Genomic DNA, 12,374 nt, shown 5'->3' with positions numbered 1-12,374 from the left:
TTTAACGGTTGCCCCTTGGTGTCAACCACAAAAACGTAATTTTGGTAATCTGGCATTTAAGCCATCTCCCAGATCGGGTAATGTTTGCCTCCGTCATGTCCTTAAAGATAGACGACAGAGCAACCGGCTGGCGTTCACCTGTTAGGTGTCATAACCCCCTTAACCTAGGTCTAATCCTTTACCTGCATTGATGATCAGTAATTTCTGGCTCCTGCCGAAAATTACCCGATGTTATGCAAGAGTAAGCTAGTCATTATCAACCCCAGGAAAATCAGAGCCACCCACAAAAATTGATTATCCTTCGTATTCACCTGAGTTAGATCAACCTCTGGGTCTGGTGATTTAGATTTGACTGGGGCTGCTTTCCCAGAAGTTTCTCGGCTTGATGATGCTACAGGAAATTTATCTGCGTTTTCTCCTAAGTTACTCAGATCGGGAATTTCGATTAACCCTTCCGAACCCTTATAGAGTTTGGGTGCTTCCAAAATTTCTAGCAACCGGCGCGACTGTTTCCTGGTTTGTAGGCTGGGATGAAATTTGAGGGTTTTGCAAAGAGCGATCGCCTTTTGTCTTTCCCCTAGGGCTTCATAGGCTGTTACCAGCCAAATCTGGACCTCGCCACCCAAGCCAGAGTTAGCCTCCACTGCATCTCTGGCTGTTTCCAAATGTACCACCGATTGGCGGTATCGACCCTGTTCAAAGGCTATTTGTCCAGATCTGTACTCATGCAAAATCTGATCTAATTCTGGTGAACTCACAACAAAAATGAACTTTCATAGTGCAACACATCAAGGGTGGTATCCCCTAGCAGTCGGATTTTAACTATGTTATCAACCCGACTACCAGAGCATACCCCTAGAACTCATCATAATTCTCAGGAACACCAGATGCCTGATTATCCTGACGAGATCCTAGTAGTTCAAGTTGATCAACCACAATCACCGGAGTCGAACGTGGTACACCCGTATTGCGGTCAGTCCATGTCTCAATCCTTAATCTTCCCTTGACTCCAATCAAACTGCCCTTACGGACATAGTTGGCAGCAACTTCAGCCGTCTTATCCCAAATGTCTAAATTAAACCAGTCTGGTTTATCGCTATTGCGACTACGACGATCAACAGCTAACGGTAATCGACATTTTACTGCTCCTGACTATTACAGTCGATAAGAAAGTCACCTTTCCTACCTCTGCTCCAGAACCGTGCGTGAAAGTTTCCCTTCACACGGCTCCTCAGTTACTCAGTCATCAATAGATACCTCTAGCGTCTGTGATATCATGGCAGTGTCCGTATATTATCCTTCTCAGTTCGACAGTGTGTTATTGGCTCAATTACCATCAATGTGATCAGTTGCCATCACATTATCTACTGTCAAACTTCGATAGCATTGGTCGCACCCGGATAGTTCAATAGCCGCTCACTCCAATAAACGTAATCTCCATCAAACGGGCTTTTTTCCCCTTTGACTTTGACGTGCTGTTTGAGCATGGTTTGGCTATGTTTTTCCAGACAGTATTTGTGATCTGGTGTGATAAATTTCCATCCGATGCCTTGGTTGACTCCCCAGTAACTCGATATTACATCCGTGTTATTCTGATTTCGATTCCTTCTAAAGAAAGCCCATCCTCTCAGTTTGTGGAACAAAATACTGTCAATCTTACCAAAGGTTTCCTTACTACTCACAGTCGAGTAATATGACGACCACCCTCTAATGATTGGGTTTAGTGCATTGATCAGTTGTTCTTGACTTGAGTTTTTGTGACTTCCGATGATCTCATCTATTTTCTGTAGGTGGCGTTTTATTGCCTCTTTACTGGGTTTGATGATAGTTTGACAGCCTATTTTCTGCTCCGTGTTTCCCGTCGCGAGCGATCGCTTTTTGCTTGTGGGATATTGTCGGATATTGTACCCCAGAAAGTCCCAGCCTAGATTCCCATTATGTTCTGTGAAAGTGTGAGTAATGCGGGTGTTACTGTCTTTGAGTTTTAACCCCATTTCTCCCAACCAGGCTTCTATAGTTTCTTGTGCTGTCAGAATCACCGCAAGTTCTTCGTCCAATACCACCAAATCATCGGCATATCTGACCACTGTGGCTTTTCCATTCTGACAGTTTGCTACTCCACCCTTGAATGTATCCTCTAGGAGACTTTCCAAGCCGTCAAGGGCGATATTTGCCAATAGTGGCATCAATCCCCCTTGGGGTGTATCAGTCTCCGTCGGGAACAATTCCTTTCCGTCCATTACCCCAGATTTCAACCAGGCTTTAATTGGTCGCCTGAGTCTAGGGTAGGTATTTAGTTTGGCTAGTAGTTTCTGATGGTAAATTCCCTCACAGCATTTCTCAATATGTGCATCTAGGACATATTTATGATCTTCCTTAATGCCATTGAAAATTGCTGCGATCGCATCTTGAGCAGACCTTCCAGGGCGGAACCCGTAGGAATTCCGGTCAAACTTTGCCTCCCATTCCGGTTCAAGTGCCAGCTTAACCAGCCCTTGTTTGGCTTTTTCCATCATCATTAGGATACCAAAGGCGGGCTTTTCCTCCTTTCCTGGTTCAGGTATCGAGACCTGGCGGCGGGTTTGAGTTTTCTTTCCCAGTTTCAGGCAGTTAGCCAAATCTAGCTTCTCCTGATTCCTGAGTCTGTTTACCCCATCAACTCCCGCCCTCTTTTCCGTACCATTGTCCTGGATAAGTTCTCGCACCGCCAGGATTTTGGCATCCATGGCATTTGTCAACAACCTTTGCAACCGACGAACCGCCTTGACATCGCCACGTTCCGAGGCTCGATAGATTCTCTTTTGGAGCTTGAAGACATGGTATTCAACTTTTTTCCAGTTGATTGTCTCCCATCCATACATCGGTTTTACCGTGTTCATAGCTTATTAACTCTGACTTGATTATCCATCTCCAAGTAACCGTGACTCCGTGGGCTTATCCTCTAGTTTCCTAAAGGCCTTTGCTTCTGAGTCAATCTTTTCCAGCGCCATCATGCGGCTTGACTGCCTACTCGGTTATCGACCTGTCCGAGAGATGCACGCCGGATTACCCCGTTCCGAGTGTCTGCTTTGCGATGAGGTTAGAGTTCCACTATCCGCCGGGTTTCTTAGGGGATGCTCCGGGTCAAATTTCGAGTTGCCCAGCCCTTATCCTTGCCTTTTGGCGCAGCCCATAACCCATTTAGGCTGTCATCAATAACGACGGTTCAGACGTGGATTCAGTTAACCTTACTCATACTCATCTCAGCTAGAAGGGATTTCGCCATGGGTTGGCGATTACCTCCGTTACACCCCGCTTCACCAGATTGATAGTCAGTCTCCCCAGTGGGGGTGTCGCTTCGTCTGCATCACGACGGTAGGAATTGGTGAAACCCTCACCTACCCAAACACCCAGTTATCATAGACCTGTGACCGCTTGTCCTAGTCTACGCAGATGGCACGCTACCCAACTGGGCAACTTTTCCATCTAACGGGTCGCACCAAAATATTTGACATCCGGATCAATTCCGGCCCTTCCCACCAGGGTAACAACATTTAGACTCATTCAATATCTCCGGTTAGTGATTTATAGGCAGCAGCCTGGCTCCCATTCTATCAAACCGTGAAGCAGCAAGTTGTAGGCATTTGCTCGGCTGTGGCTGTGCCAGCCTAACGGACAAACTGCGGCATAACTTCGGCGGCGGTGAACAGTCCATAAATGCCCCTTTGGTGCAATTTGACCCCGGCTTTTAAATAGCCAAAAGCTGGACCGCAGACATTGGCAGCCATGCTAGTTTCATCGCCCAGAGTAAAGGTGTGGGTGGAGATTTTCCCCTCGAAGGTGCGACCAGTGACTTGTACATTGGTACTCAGGGGTTTTTTGGGGTTACGGGTATCGACAATTCCACCAACAGTAACGCGATCGCGAGAACAAATACCCGCCAATTCCAACATAATATCGTCGGCGTGTTCCATGTTTTCCAGTTTCAGCAAACCATTAGTTTTATCTAATAGGGCTTCTACTTCCGCATCTGTCATCGCCCTAGCTGTTTCTACGTTATAACCAGGAAGGTGGGCAATATCTTCCCTGATAGTAGCTCTGTAGGCTTCCCAGTTCGCTATACCTACCCCAAAGGTGATGTTAACGCTGTGAATTTCTGCATAACTTTGGGCAGCGATCGCCGCCGCCGCCGTGAGTAAACCCGGAGTCGCCCCACAACCGGTCATATAGGTGATGCCAGCCGCTTTTAACTCCTCCTGAAGTTCTAGGAGTTGTTCCACCGCGCTGGTACGCTTGAGGGCATCTACTAGAACTCCCTGCCAACCGGAGTTAATAAAGGCTTGGGCTACGGAAGCCATAAAGGTATTTGGTAAATTAGGCAGCGCCAAAAAGTAACCCTTTACTAGGGGAGCATGGTTAATTAAGTCAATAATACTCTGGGTGCTGTGGGTTCCGCCGGGTTCTATGTCTGCCACAGAACCGCGATCGCGATATGTCCTGATGCACAGGTCTGGATCTAGTCCTTCCGGGGAATAGATATAGCCCTTTTGATCTGCTGCTGCGACCCAGCACATTTCTTGTTTAGGGGTTAATACCCTAGCCGCCGCTTGTCCTAAACCACCAAACCCTAGGACTCCCACAGGTATGGGGTTATTGGTTAAGTCAGTATTTGGCTGATGATTCGTCATAAAATATGCTGTCAATTCGACAATTTATAATGGTCAAGCCGGAAATGTTGATCTTAATGCTGTTCCGGCAATCATTAATTTTAGGGTAATTTGAGTTAACATACCTTAATCCTTACCCAGGTGTGCCATACCATGCTCCACCTCGTCCTAGCTAGAAGCGCACAAAGTCGTAGTATCCTGGACAACACCGCCCCATCAAACTCTGACCCCTCACCGTGGGAACCCAACCCAATAGACAACAATTAACGTCAGTTAATCGATCGCCCCCAATACTTTCATACTTGCTTTTTGGGCATTGCTCAAACCTTTTACCCCGCAGATATTCGCCCTTTCGTAAAGTCTGGGTACTCTCAAAGTTTTGAGACATTCTCGCGTTGGGACATTCCAAAGTTTAATTGTCTCGTCCGCACTGCTACTGGCCAAGGTTTGACCATCGGGGCTAAAAGCTACTGCCAGCACCCAACTTTGATGTCCGTTAAAAGTAGCATAACATTCATGGGTCGTCACATCCCACAAACGCACCGTATTGTTTTCTCCTCCACTCGCCAATAGTTGACCGTCTGGACTAAATGAAATCAGGTAAGTCCAAACTTGTTGACCTGGAAAAATTGCCAGACATTCTTGGGTCGTCACATCCCATAAACGCACCGTATTATCATTACTACTGGTAGCCAATATTTGACCATTAGGGCTGAAATTAACTGAGATTATCTCTCCCTGATGTCCGACAAATTTTAGGGGAGGTTTTTGGAAATCAATGTCCCACACTTGCAGAATATTATCACTCCCACCCACCGCGATTTTTTGACTATCAGGACTAAAGGCAACTGTAAATATTTTGCAAGGATAAGGGTTAATTTCCTTGATTAACTTGGGGGTCGGATTCACATCCCATAACTTAATAGTTCGGTCATCCCCGGCACTGACTAACAATTGATGATCGTAACTAAAAGCAACCGCATATAACTGGTTTGTGTGTGCCCTCAATGTACTTAAACATTTATGATGCTCAACACTCCAACACCTGACGGTAAAATCTCGACTAGCACTAGCGATCGTTTGACCATCTGGACTAAAAACCACTGCCTGTACTCGTTCTTTATGTCCCGGTAAATTGGCTAAAATCTCCCCTGTTTCTATATCCCAAATCCTGACATAGTAATCATCGCTACCACTGGCTAATGTCTTACCATCTGGACTAAAAACGACTGAACGTATCCAATTACACCAGCCTCCTAAAATGCTGTTGAGCTTGATATTATTAATGTTTTCCACATTCCACAAACTCACCTTTTTATCAGCAGCACACATAGCTAATATTTTACCATCTGGTGTAAAAGCCAGTTCCTCTATCCAAGAAGTATGTTCTTGTAAAGTATTGAGGAGTTGGGGATGATGAATATCGCTCACGTCCCACAGTTTCGTCGTGAGATCGCCACTTCCACTAGCCAGTATTTTGCCATTGGGACTAAAAGCTAATCCTCTGAGATCGCTATCGTGTGCGGAGATACTAGCAGCCAGAGAAGTATTATTTATATCAGCAATTTGCCAAAGTTTAATGGTTCCGTCAGCACTCCCACTAGCTAAGACTTGACCATCATAACTGAAAGCAACACCCCATACTTCTTCTTCATGGTCTGGTAAAGTTTTCAGGCATTTAGCATTAGCGACATCCCAAAGTTTGATATTTGTGTCTTTGCTTGTGGTTGCCAAAATTTGACCATCATTACTGAAAACTATTCGATTAATCCAACTGGTGTGTCCGGGGAGACACGCCAAACATTTACCATTATTAATATCCCACAACTGTACTGTACCATCTACACTCCCAATCGCCAATATTTTCATATTTGGACTCAGGTTAGAATCAAACAACAAATTAGGCTCTATCAGTATGCTTTGGAAACATTCATGGTTTGCCATATCCCAAAACTTGACGATTTTATCATAACTAGCACTGACAAGAATTTGCCCATCTTCATTAAATTTTAGGGTTTTGATGCAGAGGCGATGCCCTGTCAATGTGGCAATTTTTGAGCCATCGGCAACTCGCCAAATATGAATTTGACCAGATTCATCACCTGTGGCTAAAAGTTTACCATCAGGAGTAAAATCTAATGCTCTAACTATATTCATAGATTCCATAAAAAGACAGTTAGTTAAAGTGGCTTTTACTAAACTTACATCCTGCAAACTAGCACCCCTAAAATCAGCGCCCAAAATCACGGCATGACTGAGATCGCAACCCTCCAAAGCAGCCTTGTCAGTTTTCAAAAGCAGGGTGATTGCATTCCCGCCAACATAGCCGACTTTTTCTAGGGTTTTTCGCCGTGTCGCCTTCACTACTTCCCGCAAGCGATCGCAAATATCCTGTAAGTTTTCCTCATCAGTGTTGGTCACCGGACGCAGCATCGGCAATAATAAATCTAGCACTGCTTTCGTGAGAGGCATTTCCCCAAAGGTAGTTCGCAAATGTGCCAAAGACTCCGTAGAAAACATATTGAGAGGCGAAATCAAAATCACTTCTCCGTTAACATCAACTTCGCGGCGAAAATAATTAGACCAAGTGTAGTTTTGAGCGGTTTTCTGTGGATTTACATGGGACTGTGGCTGTGCCACCTCGACGAAATCGGGAGCCAATATCCCCAATTCAGCAGCAAACTTATAAGCGACAAAAAACTCTAATAAGGAACGGTGAGCCGGACTATAATCCCCATCTTCATTGCGAATTAACATAGTCTGACCCATCATATCATAATGCCAGTGATCTAAATCCTTTTGTTGTTGCACTTGCGACTCAAACAAGCGACGAATGCGATCGGGAAACTCCCGATAATTCAAACTCATTCGATTCTTAGATAGCATCTCCCAGGAGAGTTCGCACAGAAAATAAAGTTTATCTGCCAGAGAAGTAAATGTGCGCTTTTTCTGTATATCATGCTGCATTTTGCGGGTAACTGCATAGAGATAAATTCTGGCTAAATCGATCGCTTTTCCCGCTTCGATATCCGGCAAGGCTTTCAGTATTAACTGACTCATGACCGGACGGCGAGCCAAATCCACAAGTTGGGGATTATTCATGACTTTTTTCACCGTGGCGGGTGAGGCTTCAAAGGAGAGAGCCTGACGAATTTGCTGGTTACTAAATTTTTTTAATTCCAGAACTTCAAACTGTGGCGGTTCTCCGGTTAATGCTGCCACGGAAGCCTGTAGTTCTGAATTCAGCAAAGCACGTCCTTCTTTGGCTTCGGGAAAATGCTCCGTGCGACAAGTCAAAATAACTTTAGAACCAGAGACTACAGTTTGAGCCAATTCCCAAAAGTTATTAATCATCCGCTGTCGGTCAATTTTGGCAGCCATCTCGTCAAAGCCATCAAACATGACCAACAATTTGCCCTGGCGGTTGAGCCATTCAAAGGCAGAATAACCCCCTCGCAAGGGGATTTCATGTTGCCGGAAAAAGAACTCAGAAAACAGCGATTCCATATTAATGGCACTGGCATAATCTCGCAAGAGAATAACTATGGGCAATCGCGGGCGTTCCACTCCTTTATTTTTGGCTTTTAAGTAGCGGTTTAATTGTTGCCCGGCATAATGAAAAATAAACCAGGTTTTGCCTGTGCCAAACTCACCCAAAATCGATAGATGTTTTTTGGCGGTATCGTCAATCCACCTATTAACATAACCATCGATCCAGCCATCGTCTTCGTCGTAGTGGCTGACTCCTAATTTATGCTTGGTAGAGGGGTCAACTTCCTCTTTTATGCAGGCGAGAGGTACATATTTATGGTGGATACCTCGCCGTTGAATTTCCTGCTCTAGCCATTGACAATAGCCACTAAAGTCTGCTTCTTGGTCGATAAGTTCGTCGAATGTGTAGCAAAATAAGTTTTTATTTGGGCTTTTTTGGGCTGCATTTCTGGCGGCTTTACTGACTCGACGGACAGCGACTAACCATCCCTCGTTGGTGCGTTGGTTTTCCACAGACTGACGCAAAGCATTAAAATCGGAAATTTCTGCTTCCCCTTCTACTCCCCGGACGAGAATGCGATCGTATCCTCGGCGGGCCTTAATTTTGATGATCCACTCAAAAAATCGATTTCCCTCGATTACTTCTTGAATATTGTAGCGCGAATCAAATTCATAATCCAGAATTTCAAACCATTCTCGCATCTGTTGGGGAAAGGCAAATTGGCAGCGATCGCGATCGGCTTTGATGGCCTGTTCCACGACTAACCGAAAATTAGTGCGGGTTACTGGTTTAGCAAATAAATCGGTTAGTATTTTCCATAATTTGGCGGCTTCTTGTCTGATATAAACTTTATTAAAATTAAGCAGGATTTCGATGTCGTCATATTTTTTGCCCTGCCAAGACCAACAAAAAATTTGTTTTTGCAAGTCGCTAATACGTTTGCCTTGGCGATCGCATGAATATTTCTGATTAACAAACTCAAAGGCCTCTTCTGGAGTCATGGCTGATACTCCCCAAGTTTGACATGGTAAAAACTAACTTATTATAGACGGTTTCCTGGCTCCCAAGCCAGAAAATTTGACCAAAATCCCATTGTTTTGCCCATTTATTGAGATTTCATCTCACAAAGCGGCTAAACCCTACCTAACAAAAACTAACTTTTTTCCCGATCATTTTCTAACCCAGAGCCTCAACTGCCACCGCGATAATTGGATTGTTAATGCGATCGGAGGAACTAGCCATGTTTTCTGTGGACACAGATACCAAAGAAATCAGCGGATTGCTGGGAACAAATCCCAATGCGATCGCTCGCAGTGATGGGGATATTTTAGAGTCTTTCAATGCCCATGGACTACCAGTAACGGGGGCTGTCGAGCCAGTGCTTCTCCCAACGTTGGTACCAGTTGAGGGCGATCGTCTTGTGATGGCTCTGGATATATCCGTTGACCAAGAAATAAATCCGGCGGAAACGGATTCTCACACCGCGCCGTCGGTAGATTCGTTAACGGGAATGGCCTTAGCCAATACTTACGAACAATTACAGCAATTTGCCAATAGCCCAGAGTTTCTCTCTCAGATGAGCATTGCTTTTGGAGATGATTTTGATGTTGAGGCGGCTCAGGATTTGGCAGATAGTTTGACTAATGGTACTTTTGAGATGCCACCGACTACGGTTGTTTCTGCTGCTGATATCAACGGATCTAACGGAGCTTTTGCGGCAGCAACTAACAATATTTATCTGGCCAGTGAGTTTGTGGCTGAGAATGCTGATAACCCAGAAGCGATCGTCTCAGTGCTGCTGGAGGAAATAGGGCATTATATCGACTCGCAGATTAACATCTCCGATACACCTGGAGATGAGGGTGCGATTTTTTCCGGTCTCGTCCAAGGCCGGGAATTTGATGCCGGGGAACTTGAGGCATTAATGGCAGTAGATGATACCGCCACTGTGATGATCAATGGCGAAGCTACTCTAATAGAGCAGTCATCTTCTCGTACTCCTTTACTGACCCAACAAAATGCAAACTACTTTAGGAATCGTCCTCAGTTCTACACGACTGGTAACATTTTTGCTCAGTCGATGTTTGGTTCTAGTTTAGTTGGTGGTCGTGGTCATACAGAAGGCAACTGTACTTGGTATGCACATGGTCGGGTGAAAGAGTTAGGAGGTAGTGTTGCGGCTTTAAACTCAATGCGGGGTAATGCTAATCAGTGGCATACACAGCTATCTAATGGCGCACGTATCGTTAGCGACCCTCAACCAGGTGATATTGCTCAGTGGACGAGGAATGGGCAAAATCACGTCGCTGTTGTGGAAAGGGTTTACCAGCAAAATGGTGTAAGGCGGGTAACTCTTTCGGAGTCACACTACAGGAATAATTTTGATGGTGGTGGTGCAGGAACTTTACACCGAATAGTTGACTACACGGCAAATAACCCTGATCGCTATATCCGTGTTCCTGGCGTTTTAGCTAGCACTCCGTCTCCACTTCCTACTCAGCCTTCAACGAGTGCATTCCGAGGTACTGTAGATGGGGCGCTCAATATCCGCAGCGGACCGGGGACGAACAACTCGATAGTTGGATCTCTGAGCCCTGGTCACAGTCGTACTTTTGACGCTGTGGCACGAGGCACAACCCATTGGGACGCTCGCGAACAGCGAAATGATAACCGCTGGTTCCGTATTCAAAACACCAATCAGTGGGTTTCCGCTTCTTTCATCACTGGCAATCCACTGTTCACTGGCGCAGCAGATACCACTCTCAATATCCGCAGCGGACCAGGGACAAACTTCTCTGTCGTCGGCTCTCTAAGCAATGGCAGTCGTCGCACTTTTGATGCTACAACTGTAGGCACAACCCATTGGGATACAAGGGAAAGGAAAAACGAGAACCGCTGGTTCCGTCTTCAAAATACCAATCAGTGGGTTTCCGCTGCTTTCATCACTGGTGATCCCACTTACTAAAACCTGGGTGATGCCATAGAGTTATCTACCCTGGCTAGGGACTCGATTCTGATTGATTTTTGAGTCATCAGGTAGGATGCCTGGCTAAGGTAGTTAACGCCGATCGCACTTAGAGCAATCCTTCCAGAAAAAAGGCGGCACCCGGATTTGAACCGGGGATGGAGATTTTGCAGACCTCTGCCTTACCACTTGGCTATGCCGCCACCACTGCGATTTACTAATATATCACAACCGCTGGGGAAACTGCAACTTTTTTCGCCAAGAATTTACACTCCTCTGTAATCGAGGCGATAACCAGCTATCGTATTGGGGATATATCGGTAGTCGTCGCTGCAATTGCCAACCTTTCCGGTTGATAATTTGGCTGAGGGTTTCCGGGTTAATGTGGGGATAGTCCGGGTTGACTACATCTTGGGGACCGATTCCCCCTAGGTCTCTGGCTCCCGCTTCCAGACATTTTAATAATATCTCTGGTTCCATGACTAGGTTGGGGGGAATTTGCACCGTGATTTCTTCGGGGAGAATACGGCGGGCGATCGCCACTACTTCCGGTAATTGGCTAAGATTAAATCCGTACCCTGGCTGCGCTTGTCGGCTTCCTTCCCTGTAGGGTTGCACAATCACCTCTTGAATGTGACCAGAGCGATCGTGACTTTTGGCGATCGCTTCTAATGTCCATCCCCAGTCTGAGGGACTTTCCCCAATTCCCAAAAGTAACCCAGTCGTAAACGGAATTTTGAGTTCCCCAGCCCAATCAAGCTGCTGTAACCTAATACTAGGAACTTTACTAGGCGCGTGGCGATGAACCGTTTGTAAAAGCTCCCGAGTCATTTGTTCCAGCATTAACCCCATCGACACATTAACCTGTTTTAATCTAGCCATTTCCTCAAATTTCAGCGGACCCGCATTAGTGTGTGGCAAAAATCCCCAATTTAGGGCTTCATCGCACAACTCATAAATGCGATCGCACCAAGCCTCTCGCCGGGGACTGTTCGGGTGTACTTCCCCACTCAGAATCAAAATCTCCACTACTCCCTGTTCACATAGTCCCGCCAGTTCCTGTTTCATCTCCGCCATAGTTAACCAAGGACTATCTCCCGGTTCCTTGCGGAAATTACAGTAACTACAGCGGTTAAAACACTCATAGGTCGGAACTATCGTATAAGCTGGAGAATAGGAAACCAACCTAGACATCTGACTAAACATTAGTTTTGCTTATCTAACATATAACTAAATACTTTGTTAAACCCCTTTACAAACCTTAACAGAG

Annotated in this window: 6 protein-coding genes, 1 tRNA gene and 1 pseudogene; 1 reads left to right on the top strand and 7 read right to left on the bottom strand. The window is 45.6% G+C overall.

Annotation, left to right across the window (positions count from 1 at the left end):
- Positions 1-221 precede the first annotated feature (221 nt).
- The 5 genes and pseudogenes from HFV01_RS01595 to HFV01_RS01575 form a co-directional block, all read right to left on the bottom strand.
- Positions 222-758 (bottom strand): hypothetical protein, encoded by a 537-nt coding sequence (locus HFV01_RS01595; RefSeq protein ID WP_006623341.1) that lies wholly within the window; start codon positions 756-758, stop codon positions 222-224.
- Positions 759-855: 97 nt separating this feature from the next.
- Positions 856-1,137 (bottom strand): annotated as a pseudogene (gene ssb, locus HFV01_RS01590) (single-stranded DNA-binding protein); the annotation flags it as partial.
- A 233-nt stretch (positions 1,138-1,370) separates the two neighbouring features.
- Positions 1,371-2,879: a reverse transcriptase N-terminal domain-containing protein gene (locus HFV01_RS01585; RefSeq protein WP_006670725.1), complete on the bottom strand. Its 1,509-nt coding sequence runs from the start codon at positions 2,877-2,879 to the stop codon at positions 1,371-1,373.
- 768 nt (positions 2,880-3,647) lie between these two features.
- Positions 3,648-4,667 carry a (S)-8-amino-7-oxononanoate synthase BioU gene (gene bioU / locus HFV01_RS01580; RefSeq protein WP_006670726.1) on the bottom strand — a complete coding sequence of 340 codons (1,020 nt, stop codon included), beginning with the start codon at positions 4,665-4,667 and terminating at the stop codon, positions 3,648-3,650.
- Positions 4,668-4,919: 252 nt separating this feature from the next.
- Positions 4,920-9,140, bottom strand: a complete 4,221-nt coding sequence (locus HFV01_RS01575) for an NACHT and WD40 repeat domain-containing protein (protein ID WP_193520767.1) — start codon at positions 9,138-9,140, stop codon at positions 4,920-4,922.
- Between the two features lie 239 nt (positions 9,141-9,379).
- Between HFV01_RS01575 and HFV01_RS01570 the strand changes: the two genes are divergently transcribed.
- A complete protein-coding gene (locus HFV01_RS01570) occupies positions 9,380-11,104 on the top strand; it encodes a CHAP domain-containing protein (RefSeq protein WP_193520766.1) in 1,725 nt (574 codons plus the stop codon).
- 132 nt (positions 11,105-11,236) lie between these two features.
- On the opposite strand, the gene HFV01_RS01565 is transcribed toward HFV01_RS01570, so the two are convergent.
- Positions 11,237-11,307: transfer RNA gene (locus HFV01_RS01565), tRNA-Cys, on the bottom strand.
- Positions 11,308-11,329: 22 nt separating this feature from the next.
- Positions 11,330-12,310 (bottom strand): 7,8-didemethyl-8-hydroxy-5-deazariboflavin synthase subunit CofG, encoded by a 981-nt coding sequence (gene cofG, locus HFV01_RS01560; protein ID WP_193520765.1) that lies wholly within the window; start codon positions 12,308-12,310, stop codon positions 11,330-11,332.
- Positions 12,311-12,374: the final 64 nt, after the last annotated feature.

It is taken from the genome of Limnospira fusiformis SAG 85.79 (assembly GCF_012516315.1).
GTDB classification, from domain to species: Bacteria; Cyanobacteriota; Cyanobacteriia; order Cyanobacteriales; family Microcoleaceae; genus Limnospira; species Limnospira fusiformis.
Note: the sequence above shows the minus strand (reverse complement) of the source record. Positions and strands in the feature narration are given on the sequence as shown.